Source organism: Clostridium aestuarii (assembly GCF_026735135.1).
Classification (GTDB): domain Bacteria; phylum Bacillota; class Clostridia; order Clostridiales; family Clostridiaceae; genus Clostridium_H; species Clostridium_H aestuarii.
This window is the reverse complement of sequence record NZ_JAPQER010000003.1, coordinates 45,062-71,388: the sequence shown is the minus strand read 5'-3', so window position 1 is coordinate 71,388 and position 26,327 is coordinate 45,062. Positions and strand designations below refer to the sequence as shown.

The window sequence follows — 26,327 nt, the reverse complement described above, 5'->3', positions numbered from 1 at the left end:
TTTGGTTTTTATACTAACTCTTTTAATATTTTAAAATATTATCAACTTTTGATAACTTTTTTCATATTATTTATATAAGGATTAATTTAAGGTGGTGCAGTATGCTAAGATATATAGGACCCTTTTTACGAATGAATAAGTTAAGCATAAACCAAATTAGAAGTCAGCTATTTCATCTATCAAAAGAATCAATTAAAGATATTGTATTATATTCAAAATCTGGTATAACAATAGACCTTAAAGATTTAAATTTAAAAAACATATCCAGTACTGATATTAACACATTAAACTTAACTTCTCCACTTTTATGCATATATAAAAGAGCAACTCCATCTCTAAAAATGAAAGATAATACTTTATCTTGGAATGAAAATAAGGTAAAAAAAGTTGTTAACATATCTAGCAACGCTTATATGACTCTATGTCTACTAGAACTTGTTGATTATTATAAAAAATTCAAAAACATAGACTCTACCAAATATGCTTACAGCACTTTACTTATTGAACTTTCAAAAAAACAGCTAGAATTTTATGTATCTTATTTAAGAAATGAAGAAGGTGTTTTTATTGACAAAAAAGATTGTACAGACTCTATAACTGGAGAATTGAGATTCAAACCTAAAAACAAAGAATTCAAATTTTCAGAACAAGCTTTGTTAATGAACGCCTATTATAAATGTTCTACTTACTTGGAAGATAAATTTAAGGAGTCATATAAAAATTTTTCTATGGATATTCTAAATATGTTCATAGAATTTAAAGATGAGCTATATAATACTTCCTTTGATAATAAGTGTAAAACTTGCTTAAATCTAAATATTTTTTATAGTTATTCTAAAATGGAAGATGTTAAACCTCTTCTATTAGATATATTTGATTTATTATATGAAGAATATTCTTCAAAAATATATAGCACATATAATATAGAATATCTATGTTTATTGTACTTAAATTCAACACTTTTATATGAAAATACTGATATATATAAATTTAAAAAAATAGCTGAAAATTTATATAAAGATATTGCTAAATATTATAAAGAAGATTTATCTATATTCATAAAACCTTCTGAAAATAAAGAAATGCAATTTTCTGCAAAAGAAATAATCCTTTATATTTTATCTGGTTTGTATCAGCTTAAGTTTGATGAAGATATTGAAGATATTAATGAAGAAATGATTATAAATATATTTACGAATCAGCTAGTAAACTCAGGAATCATACTAAGCTGGCCTGACGCTCCAACTTTAGATGATATTGAGCGCTATAAAGGTTTTATAGAAAAATCTGAGAATTTATTGGATGAGCAGTACTTTAAACTACCTACTATTGCAACTCCTGAAAGAAATGAGCTTGCTCCAATATTCATTAAATATGTAAATTATAATAAAAGTAAAAAAATTTTCAAGCAAGGCAAACTTACTTTTGATAGTAGAAAAAATTTAAACTTATTTTTCATAATACTCTATTTTTTTAATCACAACTCTAATATCTATTAAAACTCCCTCAAATTAACTTTTAGATAATCGTATAGTAATAATTAAACATGCTTAAACTATATTCAACAGAATATACTAAAAAACAAGTGAAGGAGGTCTCTTAAATTCGATAATTTAGATAATGCAATAACAAATATAAATTGTTCCTATGAGTGTATATATTCTAAAAATGGAAAATGCACATTGAATTATATTGAATCTCTTTCAAACACAATAGTCGATAATAACAAATGTGCTTATTTTACTTCAAAACTATCCAATACTAAAGCCCTTTACTAGGGCTTTAGCTTATTATTATTCACATATACTCTTTTTAAAATAATATTCCCTTTTTTATTTATTTCTATATTTTTTATATAGTTTTTTTTACATACTATATTATCAACAAAGCATATTGGTATACATGGCATATCATCAATTAATATTTCCTTAGCTTTATTTAAAAACTCAATTTGTTTTTCTTTAGTTTGAGCAATTTTTGCTTTTAAAATTGCTTCATCAAATTTATGACTTTTATATCCATATATATTAAATATCGAATCACTTGAATATTTTTCTAAAAAACACATACTAAAATTATATTCTCCTTGATAATTCGAAAGCAAAATATCATATTCACCATTATTTATAACTTTCTTTAATTCATCCTCATTGTATCCTTCGCTACTAACATTTATATTTAGTATTTTTAAAGCCTTTACAATTGAATTTACTATTTTTTTATTAATATCTTTATTGTTAAAATATGCTATTTTTATTTTTTGTCCATTGTATTTACTTTTTTCTAAAAATTTCTTAGCTTTATCAATATTACTATACAAATCTAATACTACAGCTTTACTTTCTTCATTAATATTCTCTGGAATATAATCCACAGCTGCTTCTCCTACCCCTTCTAATTTATTCTCTACAATATCGTTTCTATTTATACAATAATTTATAGATTTTCTAAAATCAGAATTTGTAATTACTCCCCCTTTATATAAGTTGAATTTTAAACTTATCCCTTCGATTGAAGGTGATTGGAAAAATTCATTCTTTTTAATAAATTCATCTATAACACTAATAGGAGGATTCACAATTATATCTGTTTCATTTGCTTTATAATCAGCTACAGCAAAAGCATCCATTTTTTCACTACTTATATGAATTTTTTCACTTAAAACACTTTTTTTATCCCAGTACTCATTATTTTTTATCAAACAAAGCTCATCATTTTCAATAATATTATCTAAATTAAATGGTCCTGAATACATTATACTTGAATATTTATTTTTCCAATCCTCTAAATATTTAAAATCCTTTCTCAATGCATATATAGGTTGACTTAATATCTGCAAAAAATAACTACAAGGATAATTTAATCTTATTTCTAAAGTTTTATCATCTATCGCTGTTATAGCAACAGATTTAAAATCAACTTTATTTTCTACATAATCCTTTGCTCCAAAAATACAATATAATTGTTCCTTATATATATTATTTTTACATATTAATACTTTAGAAAAAAACTCAACAAAATCCTGTGCTTTTATTTTTCTTCCATTACTCCACTTAGCTTTTTCTCTCATTTTAAATGTATAGCACAAGCCATCATCGCTTATGTTCCATTCATAAGCTAATGCCGGTACTATTTCATCATTTTTATCCACCGATATTAGTCCTTCAAATAAACATAAAAGTAAATCCTGCTGTCTAATATTATCATTATCCAACATTAATAAATCCTTTGGTAAAACCCCTATATTATACATTACATATTTCCTAGTACTTATAGTTTGTACTTTTTTCTGTATACATCCACTTGGTAATATTAAAATAAAAATCAAACATATATATATACATAATTTTTTTTTCATATACTAACCATCCATTCAACAATATACTTATATATAGATTATTAACAGTATAAAAAAAAATAAACAAAATTTAATAAATTAACTAATTTTGTTTATTTACTAATACCTAATACCTAATTTCTAATATCTATAAATAACTTTGTCAATTTTCAGTATCAACTTGCTGATATCACACGTCAACTAAAAATATTGATTCGCAATACTCTTATATAGGTAAATACTTATAAAAGTTAATCTTTTTTTGTTTAAATATATAAATTGTTTTTTCTATAATTCCTAATTGTGTCTTCATGAAATAACTATAGTCTTCTAAAGTAACCTTTTTAGGAAAGACAATACGGTGCTGCAATTTATGTATCTTGGCCTCAAATACTCCTGTGGTTATATATATTGCCTTATGTGGATTTACTTTCTTTACTTTGCTTAAGAAACTATTATACTCATCAATAAAAATTATATCTGCTATATGATACTTTAATAAGATTTTCTTTCTTTTACCTATTAGTTCTATTAAAATTACATTATGAGTTTTATCTATAATATTGTATTTAATATTTTTTTCTTTACAATTTCTTATTAATATATTTAAAATAGTATCTATTTTTATTCTTCTCAATCTATACCTAGATTTTGTTATTTCTTTTTTTCTTATTTTAAAATATAATGTGTCCCATATAAAATTCTTCATACAATACAATTAACTCCTTTAACAATAATTATCATTATATTATATGATTATTTACTAAAATTTATATTATAAACATATAAAAAGAGCCTTTCGGCTCTTTTTAATAAATTTCCATAAACATAAAAAACATAGTTCCAAATCCTACAAACATACATAATAACGAATTTACCCATTCTTTATTTGTTATACACAACTGTTTAACACTCCATAAAAGCATTGTTATAATTATACTGCATTGAAAAATATAATAACTATTAAAATGTTCTAAATTTATAAATTGGTACGTTGAAAACATTGTAAGTATTAAACATAAAGTAGTAATTAATACAGAAATCCATGCAAATATGCTTATAATTTTCTTCATAGTACATCCCCCAGATTTATACTTAATTTTTATCCCTAGTCATATTTTCAAATTCATCTTCTGTAATAATATTAATTCCTAATTCTACTGCTTTGTTATACTTTGAACCTGGATTATCTCCAACTAAAACATAATCTGTTTTTTTACTTACACTACTTGAAACTTTTGCTCCAAGTTCTTGTAATTTTTCTTTTATCTCACTTCTTGAAAATGTTTGTAGTGAACCTGTAACAACAACTGTCTTTTCATTAAAAATATTTTTTTCTACTTTTTTTTCTTCAAAATACGGTTTTACACCTAACTGTAAAAGTTCTTCTATACTTTTTAATATTTTTTCATCATTAAAAAATTCTATTATACTATTAGCAACAATATCTCCTATATCTTCTACCAATATTAACTCTTCGAAAGTAGCTTTTTCAATATTTTCAAGCACTTTAAAGCTTTTAACTAAATCAGTACTAGTCTTTTTTCCTACGTTAGGTATTCCTAGTGCATAAATAAAAGATGGCAAATCACAACTCTTACTTTTTTCAATTGCATCTATTAAATTTTGTGCTTTTTTCTCTCCAAATCTATCAAGCTTCAACAAATCATCTTTTTTTAGTCTATATAAATCAGAAATAGACTTTATATCTAACTCTTCAAATAATTGTTCTGCTGTTTTTTCACTAAATCCTGCAATATTCATAGCTTCCCTAGCAGCAAAATGCACAATAGATTTTACAAGCTGTGGTTTACATGAAAGCGTATTTTCACAAAAATAATGAACTCCCTGCTGAACAACTTCACTACCGCAATATGGACAAATCTTTGGAACATCAATCATACTTGTTCCTTCTAAAGATGTTTCTACAACTCCCATTATTTCTGGAATTACATCATTAGAACGTCTTACAAAAACTATACTTCCTATTTTTACACCTTTTCTATTTATGTCATCTATATTATTTAAAGTAGCTCTTCTTACAGTAACTCCACCTATTTCTACTGGTTCTAATATAGCTGTTGGGCTAACTCTTCCACTTCTTCCTACATTCCATTCTACATCTAATAATTTAGTAGTTGCCTCTTCGGCTTCAAATTTATAAGCAAGTGCCCATTTAGGAAATTTCACAGTATATCCTAACAATTCTCTAGTTCTAATATCATCAATAGCCATTACAACACCGTCTATATCATAATTTAGACTGCTTCTTATTTCCTCTATATATTTTATTTCTTTCTGTATTTGCTCTATTGTTGAACATTCTTTTACATAGTCATCCATAGGAAATCCTTTTTCTTTTATAAAACTCAACATTTCTGTATAAGTTTTAAATACATTTCCTTCGTTATATCCTATGTCATAGAAAAATGCAGATAAATTTCTCCTTGCAGTTTCACGAACATTTAAATTTCTAAGTGCCCCTGCTGCACCATTTCTTAAATTTTTGAGAGGAGTTGCCGCTACTTTATTATATTCTTCAAAAGCTTCTTTTGTCATTATAGCTTCGCCATGAATTTCAATTACCGCATCATTATCAATAATAAGGGGTAATGTTTTTATAGTTTTTACTTGTGATGTAATATTTTCACCAACTTCTCCTGTACCCCTACTTGCTCCTTTTGTTAATATTCCTTCCTCATTATATGTACAGTTAATGGTCAACCCATCAAATTTTTTAGTTAAAATATATTTTATAGGTGGTAGTTTATCTTCATGAGTACTGTTATATTCTTTTATCGCCTTAACATTTTTTTTATGCCATTCTTCAATTTCGTTTATACTTTGTGCTTTTCCCAAACTCCAAAGTCTAGCTTTATGAGTATACTTTTCAAATTGAGGCAGTATAACATCTCCAACTCTTTGTGTTGGAGAATAAGGAAGTATTATTCCTGTTTCTTTTTCAAGGTTTACAAGCTCATCATATTTTTTATCATATTGTTTATCTGATACAGTATGGCTATCTAAAGTATAATACTCATATGCATATCTATTTAACTCTTTTACTAACTCTTCAATATCCAGTCTTTTATCGCTCATATATTTCCACCATCCCATTACTTAGTTTAACATTTACCATTAATTTTCTCGATTTTTAACTGAACTTAAAGAAGTTTAATAGGTGCTACATTAAGCATAAGTTGCTTTATACCCATATTATCAAAAGCTATTGTAGCTTTAACATTATCTCCGTTCTTAGAAATACTCACTATAGTACCTACTCCAAACTTTTCATGTTTAACTTTTCTTCCAATACTCACTTCAGTAGAATCAATTTTTTTGCTAGAACCTTTAGTTTCATGTGAAAGTGAACTTGTGTGTTCATCATTTAAAATAGAATTTATAGCTTTTGAGGCCGTTTTTTCTCCAAAACTTAATGCATGAGGTCCTAATTCATTATTTTTATATGTATTATATGAAGTTTTTCTTGAAACACTTGAGATTGTTCTTCGATCTTTTATATTTTCTCTTAAATTAAGTGATATTTCATTTATAAAATCTGATTCTGAATAATTTACCGTTCTTCCAAATATTCTTCTACTATTAGCAGAAGTCATATATAATTTTTCTTTAGCTCTAGTTATTCCAACGTAGCAAAGTCTTCTTGCTTCCTCCATCTCCGCAAAATTATCCATACACTGAGTTCCTGGAAAAATTCCATTTTCCATACCTACCATAAATACTACTGGGAATTCTAATCCCTTAGCACTATGTATTGTCATCATAACTGTTGTATCAGTCTCCCCATCATAATTATCTATGTCTGCTACCAATGCAATCTTCTCTAAAAATGCTGAAAGCGATGTGTCCTCTGATATATTTTCAAATTCTACCGCAGCTGATACTAATTCTTTTATATTTTCTATTCTGCTAATATCTTCTATTTTCCCTGAATCCCTTAATGCTTTTAAATAGCCTGTACTTTCCAGTATTTCTTCAATCAATTTTGATACACTAATCTTGTCCTTAGTTCTGTTAAAAGAATTTATAAGACTTGTAAATTTATTAATAGAATTAATACTTCTTTTTGAAAGACCAGGTATATTTTCTACTTCTAAAAGCACACTATACATGCATTCATCCATGTAATTTGCAAATTCTTGTATCTTGGATACTGTAGCATCTCCTATAGATCTTTTAGGAACATTTATTATTCTTTTTAAGCTAACATCATCTTGTAAGTTATTTATGAATTTCAAATATGCTGTTATATCCTTTATTTCTTTTCTATCATAAAACTTTTGTCCACCTATTATTCTATAAGGAATGCTTCTTTTCATTAAAATATCTTCAAATATTCTAGATTGTGCATTAGTTCTATATAGAATAGCAAAATCCTTATAGCTTCTGTTTTCTTCTTGCATAATCCTTTTTATTTCATTTGCAATAAATTGACCTTCATCCATATCAGAAAAAGCTCTATAAATTTTTATTTTTTCTCCACATGGATTTTCTGTTCTAAGTATCTTATTCTTTCTTTGTGCATTGTTTTTTATAACTACATTTGCTGCATTTAGTATATTTGCTTTTGATCTATAATTTTGTTCTAATTTAATTGTTTTAGTTTGTGGGTAATCCTTCTCAAATTCTAAAATATTTCGTATATCTGCACCTCTCCATTGATAAATGCATTGATCATCATCACCAACTACAAAAATATTTTTATATGCATCTGCTAAAAGCTTCACTAATTCATATTGAGCTTTATTTGTATCCTGATACTCATCTACCATTATGTACTTAAATTTATTTTGGTAAAACTCCAATACATCTGGATTTTTCTTGAATAGCTCTACAGTTTTAAATATTAAATCATCAAAATCAAGTGCATTACTATTTTTTAATTTTTTTTGATATAAAAGATAAGCATCTGCTATTTTATTCTTTCTAAAGTCTTTTTCATTCTGTTTTTTATATTCATCTGCTGTAACCAATTTATCTTTTTGTTTTCCTATTTTTGAAATTATTTCTCTCTCATCTATATCTTTATCATCTATATTTAGTTCTTTCATACATTGTTTAACTAAAATTTTTTGATCAGAACTATCATATATTGCAAAATTCTTATTATATCCTAATTTATCTATTTCTCGTCTTAAAATTCTAACACAAGATGAATGAAAAGTAGACACCCACATACTATCTATATTAATATCAACTAATCGTTTAATTCTTTCCTTCATTTCTCCAGAAGCTTTATTAGTGAAGGTTATAGCTAATATATTATAATAAGGAATATTTAAGTCCTCTATCATATGCGCTATTCTATATGTTAAAACCCTTGTCTTACCTGATCCTGCACCAGCTAAAACAAGTAAAGGTCCATCAATAGTTATTGCAGCTTCATATTGTTCCTTATTTAACAATGATTTCAAATCCACTTTATCACTCCTTTACATTTTCTTATGTATTATTCCCAGCTTATTCTTTCTAATACAATGTTATATCCATCACTTCCATAATTCAGGCATCTATTTACTCTGCTTATAGTTGCAGTACTTGCACCTGTAGCTGTTGCTATCTCTGAATAAGTTTTCTTTTCCTTTAACATTTTTGCTACTTGCAATCTTTGATCTACTGCTTTTAACTCACTTATTGTAAATATATCCTCAAAAAATCTATAACACTCTTCCTTTGTCTTTAGGGATAACGCAGCTTCACAAAAATAATCCATTTCTCTACTTTCTAATTTAGATTTATATTCTGACACAAAATCACTCCCTGATCTTTATGATTTTCTACATATTAAGTTTTCTACATATTAAATTTTATCATTTTAAATCATATTCTTCTATAATAATTTACACATCTTTTTATTTTAATACTTTAAATGCATAAAATCCAATATAAAGTTTAACCATTTATAACTTATCACATTTCACATTTCATTTTTTTACATAATAGTAATATATTTTTATTGTTTTATCTATCCTTTTAATAATATATCTATAAAAAAAAGACAAACTAAGATTATATGGAGGTATTATGATGAACTTAAAAAATAAAACATTATCACTTATTGGAATATTAGTATTTTCTTTATCTTTTTCATATAAGATTTTTATTTCAAAACAAAAATATATAGCTGAATTAGATAAAATTTCTTTTGAAATTGAAAATGAAATTTCTAAAAAAAGCAAAAAAATAACTTCTATTGAAAAAGATATTACTTCTCTACAAACAAAATTGAAATTATTAGAAAATCAAACTACAACTCTGAAAGAAAAAAATAAACATTATAAAAGCCAACTAAATATATAACACTAAAGAAGGTAAAATTATCATGAAAAAACTATTTTCTAACGTCATATTAACTTTTTTAATAATTGCTCAAACATTCTTCATTTTTATAATATCTAATCAATACATTTATGCTACTACCCTTGAAAAAAAAATAAATGACAAAAAAATTTTATTAACTAACCTTAATAGTAAATTAACTAATAATAGTTCAACAAAAGAATCTCTAATAAAAAAACTACAAAGTACTGAAAACCAAAAATTAAAATTATCAAACGAAAATATTAAGTTAAAGAATAAGATATTTCCACATAAATCTTCTACTAAATTTTATATAGCAAATATGCCAAGCGAAAAAATAGCATATTTAACCTTTGATGATGGTCCTTCTAAAAATACTATAAAAATACTAAACATATTATCTCATTATAATGTAAAAGCAACTTTTTTTGTAACTGGTTCTTCATCTAAGTCTTCAATTGATATTTATAAAACTATCGCAAATAAAGGTCATGCTATCGGCAATCATACTTATACCCATGACTACAGTAAAATATATAAAAATGTTGAAAATTTCACAAAAGATTTTACTAAATTACAGGAGCATTTAAAATCTTCTGTTGGAATTAACCCTAAAATTGTACGCCTTCCTGGTGGAAGTAACAATACCGTTAGCCATAAATATGGTGGAAACACTGTTATGAATGATATAACTACCTATTTAATTGATAATGGATATACCTATTTTGATTGGAATATAGACTCTACGGATGCATCGGTTAAACTTCAAAATAAAAATAAAATAGTTAGTTCTGTTTTAAATAATTCGAAAAAAAAATCAGCAATAATAATTTTAATGCATGATGTTTCTATTAAAACAACAACAGTGGAAGCACTTTCTGAAATCATTGAAGGATTACTTAAACAAGGGTTTCAATTTAGAGTTCTTTCTCCTAATGAATATACTACTCAATTTTTAAGGGTCAAATAAAACATTTGACCCTTTTTTATGATTTTACCACTTTACAACTTTACCTTGATAAAGTATAATATAAATAACACTTAACAAAATAAAAAAACAATTTACTTATGGGAGGATATAAATCATGAAAAAAATAAATAAATTATTAACTTTATTAGTAAGTTTTATGTTAATACTATCACTTGTAGGATGTGGTGATAATAAAGGGTCTGAGAAAGATATTGTTAATGAAAATGGAATACCAAATAAAATAATTGTAGGTCTTGATGACAGTTTTCCACCAATGGGATTTAGATCCGAAGAAGATGAAATTATAGGATTTGACATTGATATGGCAAATGAAATGGCTAAACGAATGGGTGTTGAAATAGAATATATGCCAACTGAATGGAGTGGAGTTATTCCATCACTTAAATCTAAAAAATTCACTATTATAATCTCTGCTATGAGTGTATCTGAAGAAAGAAAAAAAGAAATTGCTTTTTCTAACCCTTATATATTAGAAAAACAAGTTATAGTTGTAAAAAAAGATAATACATCAATCAATTCACCTGAGAATTTAAAAGATAAAGTAGTTGGTGTTCAATTGGGAAGTACTAGTGATGAAGCTATAAAACCTCTAAAGAATACTATCAAGAAAGTTGTTCAATATGATAAAAATACCGAAGCACTTCAAGATTTAGCAATTGGACGACTTGATGCTGTTGCAGTAGATGAATTAGTTGCACGATATTATATAAAAGAACACAATGATAAATATAGAGTAGTGGAAAAAGAAATATCAAAAGAACCTATAGCAATAGGTATTAGAAAAGAAGATACCAAATTAAAAGAAAAATTCGATGAAACTCTAAAGGCTATGCAAGAAGATGGAACAATGAGTAAAATATCAAAACAATGGTTTGGTGAGGACATAACTAAAATAGATTAATAATAATCGATTAAAGGAGTGCTATAAAATGGACACTAGGATTTTAAAGATAGCTTTTCCTATTCTTATGAAAGGAAGTATTACAACAATAGAATTAACTGTTATTTCTATAATTTCTGGAACTTTACTTGCATTAGGAATAACATTTTGCAAGATTAGCAACAATAAAACTTTAAATTCATTTGGGAATTTTTACACATGGTTTTTTAGAGGAACTCCCCTTTTAATGCAACTATTTGTAATTTACTACGGACTTCCTCAAGTAGGCCTAAAGTTTAATCCTTTTACTGCTGCAGTAATTGGATTGACTCTAAATATTTCTGCATATATTACAGAAATAATAAGAGCATCTATTCAATCTATCGACACTGGGCAGTGGGAAGCATCTAAAGCTTTAGGATTAAATTATTGGCAAACAATGTTTTTAATAATCATTCCTCAAAGTATTAAACGAATGATTCCTCCAATGTCAAATGAATTTATAGCACTACTTAAAGATACTTCTTTAGTTTCTGTTATATCTATGGGAGATTTAATGAGAAAAGCTCAACAAATGTATAGCACTACCTTTAAACCACTTGAAATATTTTTCTTAGCTGCTCTTCTTTATCTACTAATGACAACAGTATTTACAACATCATTTAAAATACTTGAAAACAAATTTGCATTTGAATAATATAATAAAAAATACTAAAACCACTATCCCGTTGATAGTGGTTTTAGTATTATATAGGGCAGGCACGTCCTGGGGCTGGAGTGCCTAATAATAAAAAGGGGGCTATTCATTCTTTTTATTTCCCTTACAAAAGTAATTATATTAGATATCTTGATAAATTGCAATAGACTTTGCATAATTAATTGTAAACAAAATATTATATTAATCTATATCCTTCATAAATAATTCATATTTTTATTCTTAATGACATATTTATATTATTAAATTTGCTTAAACATCAAAATTTCCTCTTCTGTTAACTCTCTATATTCTCCCTCACTTAAACTTTCATCTAAATCTAGTTTTCCCATTTTTATTCTTCTTAAGTAAACAACTTCTTTTCCTCTAGCTTCAAACATCCTTTTAACTTGATGAAATTTGCCTTCCTGTATTGTAAGATTTATCTCTGAACCATTTTCATCAGCACTTATAATTTCTAGTTTAGCTGGCATACATTTATATCCATCATCTATAGTTATTCCCTCTTTAAAAGCTTTTATGTCATCTTCATCTACAACTTTATTTATCTCTGCATAATACACCTTGTCTACATGATGTTTAGGCGATGTAAGTCTATGATTTAATTTTCCATCATTTGTTATTAAAAGTAGTCCTTCTGTATCTTTATCTAATCTTCCAACTGGAAATGGATCTAAAACTGTATCTTCATATTCTAACAAATCAATTACAGTTTCATCATATTTATCATAAGTTGCTGAGACTACTCCATCTGGCTTATTCATTATTAAATAAATATATTCTCTGTAATTAATAGCTTCTCCATGTACTTTTATAGTATTTTCATTTGGTTCTATCTTCATACTACTATCTTTGACTACTTCTCCATCAACTTCTACTTCTCCTTTTTTAACAAGTGTTTTTATTTCTTTTCTCGAACCATATCCCAAGTTTGATAAAACTTTATCCAATCTTTCCATGTAATTTTCACTCCCTGTTTAGTATTTATATACTAAACTATTTTACCAAAGTTATTCTATACTTTCATAATAAATATTAAAATTTACTAATATTATTTAATATTACTTCTTTATTTTAATTTTATCTCCATTAAAGGATTAATATTTTGTAAAATATTTTCATTTATAATTTCCTCATCAGCCCTTATTTCTATTGTTGAATAATCCTCATATGAACATTTCTTATAACTACTTTTAGCTAAAACAAGAATTTTATACATACCTTTAACAAACGGTATGAAAGTATAATAATTCTTTTTGCTGTATTTCTGTGTTAATATCCACTCACCTTTTTCCATTAAATAAAATTCATAAATAACATCTTTGCCTCCAGTACTCTCAGCTGTAGCAGTGACAGGGTCATTGCAAACGAATTCCAATCTATCACACTTTAATTTAGTATTTGTTATAGGAGGTGCTTCTCTAACTACAATTGTTGCTTCCTTTATGCTGTCAAATTCTTTTCTACTTTCTGTATTCTTAGCACATACTTTTACTACATATCTTCCACTACATTTTGGCTTGAGAATATATCTCTTATTCCTAACATAATCTGTTTCTTCTACTTTATGACCATTTATTTCTAATTTATATTTAAGTAAAGTATCACAGGTATCCTGTGTAATAACATTAAAAACCACTTGCTCCCCCAATAAATAATATTCTTTAGGATCCATCAAAATATAATCAATCTTTGCAGGTATATAATCATAAGCATCAATGTGTATCATTGCATGTGCATCAAATTTTTTATCTGAATATCTATCTTTAACTCTAATTTCAACTTCAAATCTTCCACCTTCTTCAGGAGTAAAATTTGCCCAATTCATCTCTCCATAATTGATTTTTTCCATTTCAATATTATCTTTTCTTACTATAAAACTATATAAAAGCTTAGTTCCACCTTCTGCTATAACTTTAATATTAATACTTTCATTTATTAAAACAGTTTTTTTATTATCTAAAACTACATCATCTATTTTTACTGGTTCTCGTGGTATATTATCAATAACATATTCTATAGAACTTTTCACTTCATACTTATCGCTGCTTGAAACATCCCTTACCAACAAACTTAATTTATATTCTCCTGATTCTTTTGGTATCCACATAAACTCATTAGATTTTATATATCCAGAATCTTCATTTTTATTTCCTTGAATAATAAACCTATATCTAAGCTCTTTTCCGCCGCTTACAATAGCTTTTAGCATAATTCCCTTCCCCATAATTTGTGGAGAGCTTAAATCACTTGTAAAACTCTGAATTTCAATTTGCGTATACGGCTTTACTTCATAATATATAATTGCTCTATCATCGTAGACTTCAGGTGAATACATATCCTTTGCTAAACATAACAATCTATATTTATCGCTTTTTTTCTCTATATAGCTAACCATTTTCTTCGTGGAATAATCTTGTATACACTGAACTTGTCCACTAGAATTAATTTTTATAAATTTGTATAAAACTACTCTATTATCATCATAATCACTATCCACTTCAAAAACTAATTCCTCATCTGTTAATAATTCTGAATTCAAACACCTAAAATCTTTTATTTCAAGTTTTCCTGCTTCAACAATTTCAAACTCTATCTTTTTTGCATCTTGAAAAATTTCATTGGAATCTACTGATTTGCATTGGACTAAAATTTCTTGTAAACCAATTACATTAGCACTCCATATAAAAGTGTTATCTCTACAATAATCCTTGGCAAGTATCCACTTTTCATCTTTTTTTATCATATACCTGTATAAAATCGAACTTTTTTTTGGCTGTACAGTTAACTCTACTTTTTCACCAAGATATAACTTTTCCTTGTTCAAATATATTTTTGTAATTAGCTCATCTTCATTTTCTTCAGTGCTTCCTATTATATATTCTCTTTTAGCTAAATAATCAAAAGGTTTAACACTATCTTCTTTTTTAGCTTGTACCATTAAAAGATACTTTCCATCTTTTTCCGGCTCCCAAAACGCACTATCTTCTTCACTAAAATCCTTAAGTGTTTTCCAAGCTCCATCTATACCTGTCATAAACTTAAACAACAAGCTTTTATGTGGTTTATCTAGTACATTAATTTTTATTTTTGCATTTTTTTCTTGCGGAGATTCTAAGTTGCAACCAATAACAAATTCATCCATTTTCATCATCCCCTACCTATAATCTACCTGTATTATACATTATACTATAATTCCAATATTTGTAAAAGGCATATTTAATTTTTGACTTCTTTTAATTAAAAGTTTATAATTAAAATATTAAAATCCTATTTTTTACATTCTAGGAGTGCTGCTATGTACAATATTTATGCATCTGTATCAGGTTTTAAAAAAATCATAATTAATATAAATAATACTATAACATTTAATATAAATAATCTTAAAATTAAAAATGGTCAAAATTTTATACCTATACTTAATTATTCGACAACAAGTAGCAATGATTTTATACTTTTTTTAAAAAATGAAATTAATATAAAAAATTTGTGTTACATTATTTACGAAGGCGTGCAAATAAAAGCTTCCTATAAAGACTTATTTTTAACCTCTGAATTTAATGATACACTTTATTACGGTGGTAAATTAGGTGTTACTTATACGAAATACTCTTCTACATTTAAACTTTGGTCTCCACCAGCTTCATCCGTATTCTTACTTCTATATAAAAATGGAGATCCTTCAATCAATGAAACTCCACTGAAAATTCCTATGACAGAAAAAGATGGCGTTTGGAAAGTAACTATATATAAAAATTTAGCTAACTATTTTTACACTTATAAATTAACAGTATATAACAATACACAAGAAGCTATAGACCCTTACGCAACAGCTGTAGGAATAAATGGATTAAGAGGCGCAATAATAGATTTAAATGAAACCAATCCTAGAAAATTTAATAAGGATAGTATTCCAACACTTGATAATTATTGCGATGCTATAGTCTATGAAATAAACATACGTGATATTTCAATGAATGAAAGCAGTTGCACAGTTCAAAAAGGGAAATTTTTAGCTCTTACAGAAGAAAATACTATGTATAACAAAAAAACCTCTACATGTTTTTACCATTTAAAAGATTTAGGTATAACTCATGTTCAAATTATGCCTTGTTTTGATTTTAGTTATCTCAGTATAGATGAAAAAAATTCTAAAAATTATAATTGGGGATATAATCCTCAAAATTATAATGTACCAGAAGGTTCATTTTCATTAAATCCTTATGATCCTAAATGTAGAATTTTAGAAATGAAAAAAATGATACAGCACCTACACAAAAATGATATTGCAGTAAATATGGACGTCGTATACAATCATATATTTCATACTACTGAAAACAATTTTGAAAAAATATTTCCTGAATACTATTTTAGATTTGATAAAAATGGAAATTTTTCAAATGGAAGCGGCTGTGGAAACGATATAGCATCAGAACATAAAATGGTTCAAAAATTTATCATAGACTCTGTTCTTTTCTGGGCTAAAGAGTATCACATTGATGGTTTTAGATTTGATTTAATGGGAATTCATGATATTAATACTATGAATTTAATTTATAAGAACTTAAAAAATTTCAATAAGAATATAATGGTTTACGGTGAAGGATGGAATCTAAACACCGAACTACCTGAAAACATTAAATGTACACAAAACAATTCAAAGAAAGCTCCTAATGTGGGCTTCTTTAATGATACAATAAGAGATTCTATAAAAGGAAACATATTTGTTACTAACGATAAAGGTTTTGTAAATGGTAAAAAAAATTTAGAGGATAAAATTAAATTCTGTGTAACAGGGTGTTCTATTCCATTAAAAAATTATAAAAATACTTATATATATCCATACCAATCTATAAACTACACATCCTGTCATGATAATTATACATTATGGGATAAAATTGAATTAACTAATACACACGATACAATCGAAGACAAAAAAAACATGGTTAAACTGGCTAATGGAATAATCTTAACTAGTCAAGGCGTACCTTTTCTTCATTCTGGAGTTGATTTTTGCAGAACAAAACATGGAATAGAAAACAGTTTTAACTGTGATGATAATATAAATTCTTTAAATTATAATAGAAAAACTCAATTTTTAGATGTATATAACTATCATAAAGGCTTAATTAAAATAAGAAAGCAACATTCAGCCTTTAGAATGTATTCTACTGAAGATATTAAGAAACATTTATATTTTATAGAAAACACTCCTCAGAACACTGTAGCATTTATACTGAAAAACAATGCTAATATGGATACATGGAAAAATATATTAGTTATATATAATGCTAATAGATATTCAGTTTCTATTACCGTACCTAATGAAACTTGGATTCAAGTAGTAAATAAATACTATGCCGATACTAAACCACTAAAACTCCTAAATACAGATAAAATAGAAGTAGAAAGTCTTTGTATGAATTTATTTTATTCTTGCTAAGAAGCTTAAAAATATTGATTTACAATATTTTTAAGCTTCTTTTTTATATTTAAACTGTTTAACTTTAGGTATAGTAAATATAAACACATAAAGTACTGTTGAAAGGGTAATCCCCGCTATTACATCAATTACCGAATGCTGCTTTATAAACATTGTTGAAGCACATATAAGTACCATTGCTGTAACTGATAAAAATTTAACCTTTTTATTGTTAGAAAACAATGAACTATTCCAAACCACAGCATTTACAGCCACAGAATTTATTACATGAATACTAGGACATACATTTGTTGGCGGATCTACGGAATATATAAACCCAACCATGCTGGTTAACATATCATTTTGCTGTAATACAGGTCTCATATTTTGTCCACTTGGCCAAATAACAAATATAGCATAGCTTATTCCCATTCCACAAAATATAAACTTAACTAAATTTATAAAATCATTTCTTGATTTTAATCCAAAATATACAAAACCAATTCCCATATAAGCAAACCAAAACATGTATGCCAATATAAAACCTTTTGAAAACGGTATATAATCATCTAATTTGCAATGCATTATATATCTAGGTTCTATAAACTTTTGACATATACAAAAAAATAATATTAATGGTATAAACATAAGTAAATATAAAAAATGTCTGTGCTCACCTATGAATTTTTTAACCACTTCCACTTTTTATTCTCCCCTTTTCATTATAAGCTTCAAAAGATTTTTATATAAACGCTCATTATCATCTTTTGTTCTTTTTTTGGGACTAGATGTTTTTCCACCTCCTCTCCTTACCTTAGCTGATATATGTCTTTCAAATAATAGCCTATCAATATTATCATCACTATAAATATATCCTTTAGGACTTATAGCATAGGCTTTCTTTCCAAGCACCATAGCTGCAACCCCAAAATCCTGTGTTACTATAATATCGCCTTTTTGTGCTTCATTTGCAACCTTCATATCAACACTTTGAAACCCACTGTCAACAACTTTAATAATACTGTAATCACTTCGAATTACATGGTTTATATCGCTGTACATTATAACTTCTATATTATTTTCTTTCGCAGCTTTTTCAATAAGTTCTCTTCCTGGACATGCATCTGCATCAACTACTATTCTCATATTATACCTCCTCATCCTATATTTATTGTACCACATTTGTAAAAACTTAATCATTTTGAAAAATTTATATAAAAACATAACTTTTTTAATTTTAGTATCGTATGTATTAATAGAAGTAACTTGGAATATTTTTCTACAATAACATGAATTAATTATTTAGGAGGAATCATATATGAACAAGAAAAAAATTTTTTCACTTTTATTAACTGCATCTTTACTTTTCAGCTCAACTTCATATGTATTTGCTGCAGATTTTAAAATTAGTCAACCTGAACCAGCTATAACTACAACTCTAACAGCTTCTTCTAATTCAGAAGAAAGAAATGTAAAGATTTCAAAAGAACAAGCTAAAAAAATAGCTAAAGAAAAATTAAAGAAATATTTTGACATAACTATTTCTGAACAAGACTTTAAATGCAACATTAATCTTAACTCTTACACTATTAATAAAGATAATAAAAATTATATATGGCATATGAACTGGTATTCTAATTCCCATAACAGTTCTAAAAATATAAGTTTAACACTAGATGCTAATACTGGTGATTTAATTTCAATGAATAACTATAACTATAATGAAAACAATTCAAGTATACCTAAACTTTCTATTGAAGATGCTAAAGAAATTAGCAATAAATTTATAAAAAATATAAATCCATCTGAATACAAGCTTTGTGAACTTTCAAAAGATAAATGGTTTTCAAATAGAGGTACTTATTCTGACTATAGCTTCAACTATGTAAGAAATATTTATGGAGCTAAATACTACAGTAACTATATTACTGTAACTATTGATGGAGTTACTGGGAAAATAAAATCTTATAATTTCAATTGGGACAAAAACCTTAAAGTTCCTCCTATGCCTAAAATCAATTTAAGAGAAATTGCTGAAAGTAACTTTAAGAAAGAAATGAACATGGAATTAAAATATAAACTTTTGCAAAATAAATATGAGTATCAAAACAAAGACAATACTAAAAATGTTAAATTAGTTTATGAACCATCTATAGAAAAAGGCTATTCTATAGATGCTAATACAGGTAAATTTTTAACATATGATTCAGATAAAAACGTTAATACCCAAACAGCTAAATTAAATGAAACAGAAATTCAAAATTTATATAAAAATTATAAAAAACTATCAAACTATACAAAACCATTAGAAAAGGAAGAAGCTTCAAAATTAATGACAAACTTTGTAAAGAAATTTTATGGCAACGGCTATACTATTGAAAATTTAAGTTATTCAGAAAATGATAACAGCTATAAAAGTACTGAAAAGAAAACATGGAGAGCAAGCTTTACAAAAAAAATAGAAGTAACAAATCCTAAAACTAATAAAAAAGTATCTAGAACATTAGGCGGCAATATAACGCTAAACGCATTAAATGGACAAATATTACGTATTAGCAACTATTTATCATCATATTATGACTATGATAAAAATTTCACTCCTAAATTCACTTGGAATGAAGGTTATTATAAAGCTGTTGATTTATTAGGAGAACATTATGGTGATAAAATAAAAAATTTAGAACTAAATCTAACTCACACAGAAACAATATATAAAGAAAATGATCAAAAGAAACCTGAAAGATATTATCGTTACTACTTTACAAGAAAGGTTAATAATTTATTATATGATAATGATAATATTTATATAGAATTTGATACTAAAACTGGACAGTTAGTTTCTATGCGATGTTCTTGGGATGATGATATAAGCTTCAAAAATCCTAATAATAGTATTAGTATAGCAAATGCTAAAGATTCTTTTTTCAAAAAATATAAACCTGAATTAAGATTTATAATGAAAAATACAAGTAATGATAATAAAAATCCAAAAATGGAATTAAAATTAGTATACGTTTTGGACAGTCCTAATGTTTATATAGACGCCTTTAATACCAATATATTAAATAGATATGACGGTGAAGAAATTAAATTTGATATATCCCATTTTCTTAATGAAATCAAAGAAAGCAAATATGAAAAAGAAATAACTATTTTAGCATACTCAGGTTTAGTTGATACTAAAGATTTCACATTAAAAAAAGAAATTAAAAACATGGATTTAATTAAAACTCTAGTTGATGCTCTTGGATACACTCCTTATATTGTAGATAGAGTAGAAACTTATAATAAATCATCTGCTTTAGAAAATTCAAAATCTGATTCAGCTGATACTAACGAAAGTGCTCTTACTAATGAAGATTATTTAAAAATGGCTAAATATTATGGTTTTATAGATGGTGATATTAAAAATTTCAATTTTGAAAAGAAAGTATCAAGAGAAGAAATGTGTAAAGCTCTAATAAAATTTTTAAATTATGAAAAAATAGCAGAATGTAAAGATACTTTTGCCTTAAACTTTGAAGATGGAAACAAAGTATCTAAAGAAAACTACGGATATGTATCTCTTGCAAAAGGATTAAAATTAATAGAATTAAATAATAATAAATTAAATCCAAAACAAACTGCAACAATGGAAGATTTAGCAATTGGATTATTTAGAGCACTTGAAAATAAAGAAAGTAGTCGTTTTTATCCTTATCCTTTATACAGATAATAATTCTAGATTCTAAAAACAGTTGAAAATTCAAAGTGAAAAGTTGACAGTGATTGTAGTTTTGCATTCGCAAAACATCATTCACTGTCAACTTTCAATTCTCAACTTTCAACTGTTTTTATTTAAGTTTTGCTTCAATAGAAGCTTTCATATCTTCATATCCTGGTTTTCCAAGTAAAGCAAACATATTCTTCTTATATGCTTCAACTCCTGGTTGATTAAATGGATTAACCCCTAACATATATCCGCTTAATCCACATGCTTTTTCAAAGAAATAAACTAAATATCCAAAATAATAAGGAGTTAATTCTGGTATATTTATTATCATATTAGGAACTCCACCATCATTGTGAGCAATTACAGTTCCTCTAAATGCTTGATTATTAACAAAATCCATATCTTTTCCTTCAAGGAAATTTAAACCATCAAGATTTTCCTCATTTGCTTCAATAAAAATTGATTTTCTTGGTTTTTCAATGTTTAATTGAGTTTCAAAAAGATTTCTGATACCTTCTTGAATATATTGTCCCATTGAATGTAGATCTGTTGAAAAATCTGCTGCTGCTGGGAAAATTCCTTTACCATCTTTTCCTTCACTTTCACCATATAACTGTTTCCACCATTCTCCTGTGTAGTGAAGACATGGTTCAAAATTAACCATCATTTCGATAGTTTTACCTTTTGCATACAATGCATTTCTAGCTGCTGCATATCTATATGCTGTATTATTTTCTAATTCAGGTACACTATATTCTTCTCTTGCATCAGCTGCACCTTTCATCATTTCTTCAATATTTACTCCTGCTGCAGCAATAGGAAGTAATCCAACTGGAGTTAAAACTGAGAATCTTCCTCCAACATCATCAGGAATTATAAAAGTTTCATATCCTTCTGAATCAGCTAAAGTTCTTAGTGCTCCTTTAGCTTTATCAGTTGTAGCAAATATTCTTTCCTTTGCTCCTTCTCTTCCATACTTCTTTTCCAATAAATCTTTGAAAATTCTAAATGCTATTGCAGGTTCTGTAGTAGTTCCTGATTTTGATATAACATTTACTGAAAAATCCATATCTTTAACAGTTTCTATTAAGTCTGCCATATAAGTAGAACTTATATTATTTCCTACATAAAATATTTTAGGAGCTTTTGTTTTATCCTTTGAAATCACATTATGAAAAGTATGTGTTAACATTTCTATAGCCGCTCTTGCTCCTAAATATGAACCACCAATTCCTATAACAATAAGTACATCTGAATTACTTTTTATCTTTTCTGCTGATTTTTGTATTCTAGCAAATTCATCTTTATCATAATTTACAGGTAAATCTATCCATCCTAAAAATTCACTGCCCGCTCCACTTTTTTCGTGAAGCACATTATGAGCTGCTGTAACCATTGGTTGAAGCTGATATACTTCATGTTGATTTAAATAAGGTTTAGTTTTTGATAAATCTAATGATAAACTGTTGGACATACATTGACCCTCCAATAAAATAAATTTGATTATTGTTTATTAATAAATGAAATTTTAATCTATTTATGAATAAAGTTCAAGTTATACTATTAATATCAAAATCTAAAACTTAAAGTTTGATATCAATAACAATGTACAATATTTATTTTTCCCTTATTTCAACGTATATTATCCTAATTATTCTTTATCTAATATAACTACTATAATTTCTAATCTATTAAAAAATTTTAAAGGTGTTCAACTATTTTTTAACTTGTCCTTATAATTATCCATTTCCATATTTTATCATAAATTATATTTTTTATCAAAACTTATTCATAAAAAAGTTTAAATCTTTTACTTATCCAACACAAAATTTTCAACAACCTTGATAAATTTATCGGTATCTTCCATAACTAATAAATGATTGCATCCCTCAAATTTTTCAACTCTTGAATTAGGTATTTTGCTATTCAAATATTCTGAAGCTTTATTAGGATATAAAGTACTTTTTTCACCATATAAAATAAGAGTTGGAACATTAATCTTCGATATGACTTCTCTATAATCTGAATTTGCCATGGCAACCCACATTGAAAGCAAGACATATGGTTCATTAGCCATACTTCCTTTTATTATAGCCTTAATCTGTCTTTCATCTAGATTTGAAGCAATATCTTTTGTAAACCTTTCTACAAATCCTTTCCAATCACAGCACAATTCAGACATTATCTTTAAATTTTCTTCATGTGTAAGCTTTCCATCATAAATTCCTAGCTTCCACTCCTCATCACTTATAAACTTTGGAGTCATATCTATTATTACTGTTTTATCAATTCTTCTGCATCCAAACCTCTTTATATACTCAAATAGAACCAAAGCTCCCATTGACCATGCAATTAAAGTAACATCTTCTAAATCTAACTTATCCATAAGTTGTTCTAAATCCTCAGCACATCTTTTCATTGTAAATCCATTTTCAGGCACATCTGACTGACCATGTCCTCTTAAATCATATATTATAACTCTAAATTTTTTGCTTAAATAATGTGCTGGTATAGCAAAACTTGCTTTATTTGCTGCCCACCCATGAATAAACACAATAGTTTTTCCTTTTCCCTTTTCTGTATAACAAATATTTGTATTGTCATCTGTTAAAATATGCGGCATATATTATTCTCCTTAGATTTACACTTCCATAACTCATATAATCTTCATGAATTTTTATTGTAAATCATAATTATTTTTCTAAATCCCCTCTAAGCTTCTCTGCATTATCCATATCTGTATTGCTATATAATGAATTCTTAAATTTCTTTCTTTGTTCAGGAGGAAGAGTTTTATATATAGATTTGACCCTTTTAACATTTCCCCAAAAATTATAAGATGGATTTGCCATTAAATTATCTACAGTAGAAGACATTATATCCACCATTTCTTTTTCTTTAGCTGTAGTAACACTGCTTCTAATTCTGCCTAAATCACCTTTAGCCTTTGCAAGGGATTTCTGTATTGACTCATCTTTCTTCTCTTTATTAATTTTTTCTTCTACTTTAGGATTATTATTTTCAGAAGGTTCTTTTATTATTTTATTAATACTATCTTTTACTTCTTTATCTTTAGAATTTTTAGCTATGTTTTTTAAACCTTCATCAATCTTGTCCAATATTTTTTTATTATCTAAATTATTAATATCCTTTTTAGCTTTTTCCACAATTTCTATTGTCTTTTTTATTTCTTGTTTATTCCCCTCATCTTTAACTTTTGATTGTAACTCTTTTAAAGATTCACTAGTTTTATCTAATGTAATTTTAATATTTTCTTGTTTCTTTTCCTCTTTGTTGTTTTTCTTTATTGGAATTAATGGTTTTACAGAAAGAAATAATTTATCTCCATTAATTTTGACATCCCTTATATCATCTTCTGAAATATCTCTATTTAATTTAATATTATTATTTTCTACAATAACCTTACCAGCAAGATATTTTTGTATATTATTTAACACCATATTTTTAGAAAGCTTTAGTTTACCTACTTTAAAGTATTCTGGTTTATATATTAAATTTTTTTTATCATATATAAGTTCTCCTTTGGTTGATAAAACTAAATTTAATTTTTTATATTCCACAGGTACAAACATTATTATCTTATCATTTAAAATATTAACATTAAAATCTTTTACAATTAAACTTCCCTTTTTTATAGGTTCCGTAAAATAAGAAGAAGTAATATTATTAATATCCTCTTGTGTTAACTCTAATTTCCCTTCATTTTCAGCAGCTTCTCCTAATATACTTAATAAACTCCCAGCCGCTGCCTGATTATTCGCAGTATATTTATAATCTCCTTTAGAAAATATCAAATAAGCAAAAACACCTATTATACAAACTATAAACAATATTATTTTTAGTACAACATTTTTCACTTTTTTCTTCATTTTAGTTCCTCCAATCTTACTATATTCATGTTTAATTTTATCATTTCTACCTTTAATATTAAACCATAACTTATAGTACATATTTTTCTTTTATTTGGAGGGTATTTGGGAGTTATTGTAGAATATAGTACATTGCAGTTGATTTATAAATTATTTTAAGAATGAAGGTGCTAGTAATGAAAGTAAGAAAAGCAATAATACCTGCTGCAGGACTAGGAACAAGATTTTTACCTGCAACAAAAGCACAACCAAAAGAAATGCTTCCTATAGTAGACAAACCAACTATTCAATACATAATTGAAGAAGCTGTGGCATCAGGTATAGAAGAAATATTAATCATAACTGGAAAGAATAAAAGGGCAATAGAGGATCATTTTGATAAATCAGTAGAACTTGAAAATTTATTAACTGAAAAAAATAAAACTGAGTTATTAGATATGGTAAAAAGCATCTCTAATCTAGCAAACATCTATTATATAAGACAAAAAGAGCCTAAAGGACTTGGTCATGCTATAAATTGTGCAAGAACCTTTGTAGGTAATGAGCCTTTTGCAGTTATGTTAGGCGATGATATAGTAGACAGCAAAACCCCCTGTTTAAAACAGTTAATGGACTGCTACAATGAGTATAAAACAACTATTTTAGGAGTTCAAGAAGTACCAGAAGAAGATGTTTCTAAGTATGGAATAGTAAAAGGACTTCATATTGAAGATAGAATATATAAGGTTAAAGACCTTGTGGAAAAACCTGCTCCTGAAGAAGCTCCTTCAAATGTTGCAATACTTGGAAGATACATAATAACACCACGAATATTTAACATATTAGACAATACAATTCCAGGTAAAGGAGGAGAAATCCAACTTACAGATGCATTAAAAACATTGATTTCAACTGAAGCAATGTATGCTTATAACTTTGAAGGGGAAAGATATGATGTTGGAAACAAAATGGGCTTTTTAAAAGCCACTATAGAATTTGCACTTAAAAGAGAAGATTTAAGAAAACCATTTGCTGAATATCTTTCTACATTAAACTTTAACAATAAAGAGTAATTTTAAT

The 26,327-nt window shown here is 26.5% G+C and carries 21 protein-coding genes; 8 read left to right on the top strand and 13 right to left on the bottom strand.

Going from position 1 to position 26,327, the window contains the following annotated elements; all coding sequences use genetic code 11:
• The first annotated feature begins 101 nt into the window (after window positions 1–101).
• Window positions 102–1,499: a hypothetical protein gene (locus tag OW763_RS08575; RefSeq protein ID WP_268040716.1), complete on the top strand. Its 1,398-nt coding sequence runs from the start codon at window positions 102–104 to the stop codon at window positions 1,497–1,499.
• A 275-nt stretch (window positions 1,500–1,774) separates the two neighbouring features.
• On the opposite strand, the gene OW763_RS08570 is transcribed toward OW763_RS08575, so the two are convergent.
• The 6 genes from OW763_RS08570 to OW763_RS08545 form a co-directional block, all read right to left on the bottom strand.
• The gene (locus OW763_RS08570; RefSeq protein ID WP_268040715.1) at window positions 1,775–3,358 is read right to left on the bottom strand and encodes a peptide ABC transporter substrate-binding protein; all 1,584 of its coding nucleotides are present in this window, start codon (window positions 3,356–3,358) and stop codon (window positions 1,775–1,777) included.
• Window positions 3,359–3,563: 205 nt separating this feature from the next.
• A complete protein-coding gene (locus tag OW763_RS08565; RefSeq protein ID WP_268040714.1) occupies window positions 3,564–4,046 on the bottom strand; it encodes a hypothetical protein in 483 nt (160 codons plus the stop codon).
• A gap of 100 nt (window positions 4,047–4,146) precedes the next feature.
• Window positions 4,147–4,410, bottom strand: coding sequence for a hypothetical protein (locus tag OW763_RS08560; RefSeq protein WP_268040713.1), 264 nt, complete (start codon window positions 4,408–4,410; stop codon window positions 4,147–4,149).
• 22 nt (window positions 4,411–4,432) lie between these two features.
• Window positions 4,433–6,436, bottom strand: coding sequence for an NAD-dependent DNA ligase LigA (ligA, locus tag OW763_RS08555; RefSeq protein ID WP_268040712.1), 2,004 nt, complete (start codon window positions 6,434–6,436; stop codon window positions 4,433–4,435).
• Between the two features lie 65 nt (window positions 6,437–6,501).
• Window positions 6,502–8,778 (bottom strand): DNA helicase PcrA, encoded by a 2,277-nt coding sequence (gene pcrA, locus OW763_RS08550; RefSeq protein WP_268040711.1) that lies wholly within the window; start codon window positions 8,776–8,778, stop codon window positions 6,502–6,504.
• 29 nt (window positions 8,779–8,807) lie between these two features.
• On the bottom strand, window positions 8,808–9,107 hold the full coding sequence (locus OW763_RS08545) for a YerC/YecD family TrpR-related protein (protein WP_268040710.1): 300 nt from the start codon (window positions 9,105–9,107) through the stop codon (window positions 8,808–8,810).
• A gap of 275 nt (window positions 9,108–9,382) precedes the next feature.
• Here OW763_RS08545 and OW763_RS08540 point away from each other — a divergent pair, with 275 nt between their 5' ends.
• From OW763_RS08540 to OW763_RS08525, 4 genes are all read left to right on the top strand, one after another.
• A complete protein-coding gene (locus tag OW763_RS08540; RefSeq protein ID WP_268040709.1) occupies window positions 9,383–9,658 on the top strand; it encodes a hypothetical protein in 276 nt (91 codons plus the stop codon).
• A gap of 22 nt (window positions 9,659–9,680) precedes the next feature.
• A complete protein-coding gene (locus OW763_RS08535; protein ID WP_268040708.1) occupies window positions 9,681–10,628 on the top strand; it encodes a polysaccharide deacetylase family protein in 948 nt (315 codons plus the stop codon).
• Window positions 10,629–10,743: 115 nt separating this feature from the next.
• The gene (locus OW763_RS08530; RefSeq protein ID WP_268040707.1) at window positions 10,744–11,550 is read left to right on the top strand and encodes an amino acid ABC transporter substrate-binding protein; all 807 of its coding nucleotides are present in this window, start codon (window positions 10,744–10,746) and stop codon (window positions 11,548–11,550) included.
• 28 nt (window positions 11,551–11,578) lie between these two features.
• Window positions 11,579–12,226, top strand: coding sequence for an amino acid ABC transporter permease (locus OW763_RS08525; protein ID WP_268040706.1), 648 nt, complete (start codon window positions 11,579–11,581; stop codon window positions 12,224–12,226).
• 260 nt (window positions 12,227–12,486) lie between these two features.
• On the opposite strand, the gene OW763_RS08520 is transcribed toward OW763_RS08525, so the two are convergent.
• Both OW763_RS08520 and OW763_RS08515 read right to left on the bottom strand, forming a co-directional pair.
• Complete coding sequence (locus tag OW763_RS08520) at window positions 12,487–13,203, bottom strand: pseudouridine synthase (RefSeq protein ID WP_268040705.1); 717 nt, start codon at window positions 13,201–13,203, stop codon at window positions 12,487–12,489.
• Window positions 13,204–13,313: 110 nt separating this feature from the next.
• Window positions 13,314–15,389 carry a triple tyrosine motif-containing protein gene (locus OW763_RS08515; RefSeq protein ID WP_268040704.1) on the bottom strand — a complete coding sequence of 692 codons (2,076 nt, stop codon included), beginning with the start codon at window positions 15,387–15,389 and terminating at the stop codon, window positions 13,314–13,316.
• A gap of 153 nt (window positions 15,390–15,542) precedes the next feature.
• Here OW763_RS08515 and pulA point away from each other — a divergent pair, with 153 nt between their 5' ends.
• A complete protein-coding gene (gene pulA, locus OW763_RS08510; protein WP_268040703.1) occupies window positions 15,543–17,687 on the top strand; it encodes a type I pullulanase in 2,145 nt (714 codons plus the stop codon).
• 30 nt (window positions 17,688–17,717) lie between these two features.
• Here the strand turns inward: pulA and OW763_RS16905 are convergent, their stop codons facing one another.
• A complete protein-coding gene (locus OW763_RS16905) occupies window positions 17,718–18,368 on the bottom strand; it encodes a phosphatase PAP2 family protein (protein WP_268040702.1) in 651 nt (216 codons plus the stop codon).
• Window positions 18,369–18,371: 3 nt separating this feature from the next.
• Complete coding sequence (locus tag OW763_RS08500) at window positions 18,372–18,812, bottom strand: YaiI/YqxD family protein (RefSeq protein WP_268040701.1); 441 nt, start codon at window positions 18,810–18,812, stop codon at window positions 18,372–18,374.
• Window positions 18,813–18,984: 172 nt separating this feature from the next.
• Here OW763_RS08500 and OW763_RS08495 point away from each other — a divergent pair, with 172 nt between their 5' ends.
• On the top strand, window positions 18,985–21,381 hold the full coding sequence (locus tag OW763_RS08495; protein WP_268040700.1) for a YcdB/YcdC domain-containing protein: 2,397 nt from the start codon (window positions 18,985–18,987) through the stop codon (window positions 21,379–21,381).
• A gap of 118 nt (window positions 21,382–21,499) precedes the next feature.
• Here the strand turns inward: OW763_RS08495 and OW763_RS08490 are convergent, their stop codons facing one another.
• From OW763_RS08490 to OW763_RS08480, 3 genes are all read right to left on the bottom strand, one after another.
• A complete protein-coding gene (locus OW763_RS08490; protein ID WP_268040699.1) occupies window positions 21,500–22,852 on the bottom strand; it encodes a glucose-6-phosphate isomerase in 1,353 nt (450 codons plus the stop codon).
• A gap of 336 nt (window positions 22,853–23,188) precedes the next feature.
• The gene (locus OW763_RS08485) at window positions 23,189–24,001 is read right to left on the bottom strand and encodes an alpha/beta fold hydrolase (protein WP_268040698.1); all 813 of its coding nucleotides are present in this window, start codon (window positions 23,999–24,001) and stop codon (window positions 23,189–23,191) included.
• A 70-nt stretch (window positions 24,002–24,071) separates the two neighbouring features.
• Window positions 24,072–25,268, bottom strand: a complete 1,197-nt coding sequence (locus OW763_RS08480) for a hypothetical protein (RefSeq protein ID WP_268040697.1) — start codon at window positions 25,266–25,268, stop codon at window positions 24,072–24,074.
• Window positions 25,269–25,444: 176 nt separating this feature from the next.
• Between OW763_RS08480 and galU the strand changes: the two genes are divergently transcribed.
• Window positions 25,445–26,320: a UTP--glucose-1-phosphate uridylyltransferase GalU gene (gene galU / locus OW763_RS08475; protein ID WP_268040696.1), complete on the top strand. Its 876-nt coding sequence runs from the start codon at window positions 25,445–25,447 to the stop codon at window positions 26,318–26,320.
• The last annotated feature ends 7 nt before the right edge of the window (window positions 26,321–26,327 follow it).

Excerpts from the sequence above, each read along its gene's own strand:
- OW763_RS08575 (WP_268040716.1), top strand. The coding sequence starts at position 102 with ATGCTAAGATATATAGGACCCTTTTTACGAATGAATAAGTTAAGCATA.
- OW763_RS08570 (WP_268040715.1), bottom strand. The coding sequence starts at position 3,358 with ATGAAAAAAAAATTATGTATATATATATGTTTGATTTTTATTTTAATA.
- OW763_RS08565 (WP_268040714.1), bottom strand. The coding sequence starts at position 4,046 with ATGAAGAATTTTATATGGGACACATTATATTTTAAAATAAGAAAAAAA.
- OW763_RS08560 (WP_268040713.1), bottom strand. The coding sequence starts at position 4,410 with ATGAAGAAAATTATAAGCATATTTGCATGGATTTCTGTATTAATTACT.
- ligA (WP_268040712.1), bottom strand. The coding sequence starts at position 6,436 with ATGAGCGATAAAAGACTGGATATTGAAGAGTTAGTAAAAGAGTTAAAT.
- OW763_RS08540 (WP_268040709.1), top strand. The coding sequence starts at position 9,383 with ATGATGAACTTAAAAAATAAAACATTATCACTTATTGGAATATTAGTA.
- OW763_RS08535 (WP_268040708.1), top strand. The coding sequence starts at position 9,681 with ATGAAAAAACTATTTTCTAACGTCATATTAACTTTTTTAATAATTGCT.
- OW763_RS08530 (WP_268040707.1), top strand. The coding sequence starts at position 10,744 with ATGAAAAAAATAAATAAATTATTAACTTTATTAGTAAGTTTTATGTTA.
- OW763_RS08525 (WP_268040706.1), top strand. The coding sequence starts at position 11,579 with ATGGACACTAGGATTTTAAAGATAGCTTTTCCTATTCTTATGAAAGGA.
- OW763_RS08520 (WP_268040705.1), bottom strand. The coding sequence starts at position 13,203 with ATGGAAAGATTGGATAAAGTTTTATCAAACTTGGGATATGGTTCGAGA.
- OW763_RS08515 (WP_268040704.1), bottom strand. The coding sequence starts at position 15,389 with ATGGATGAATTTGTTATTGGTTGCAACTTAGAATCTCCGCAAGAAAAA.
- pulA (WP_268040703.1), top strand. The coding sequence starts at position 15,543 with ATGTACAATATTTATGCATCTGTATCAGGTTTTAAAAAAATCATAATT.
- OW763_RS08500 (WP_268040701.1), bottom strand. The coding sequence starts at position 18,812 with ATGAGAATAGTAGTTGATGCAGATGCATGTCCAGGAAGAGAACTTATT.
- OW763_RS08495 (WP_268040700.1), top strand. The coding sequence starts at position 18,985 with ATGAACAAGAAAAAAATTTTTTCACTTTTATTAACTGCATCTTTACTT.
- OW763_RS08490 (WP_268040699.1), bottom strand. The coding sequence starts at position 22,852 with ATGTCCAACAGTTTATCATTAGATTTATCAAAAACTAAACCTTATTTA.
- OW763_RS08485 (WP_268040698.1), bottom strand. The coding sequence starts at position 24,001 with ATGCCGCATATTTTAACAGATGACAATACAAATATTTGTTATACAGAA.
- OW763_RS08480 (WP_268040697.1), bottom strand. The coding sequence starts at position 25,268 with ATGAAGAAAAAAGTGAAAAATGTTGTACTAAAAATAATATTGTTTATA.
- galU (WP_268040696.1), top strand. The coding sequence starts at position 25,445 with ATGAAAGTAAGAAAAGCAATAATACCTGCTGCAGGACTAGGAACAAGA.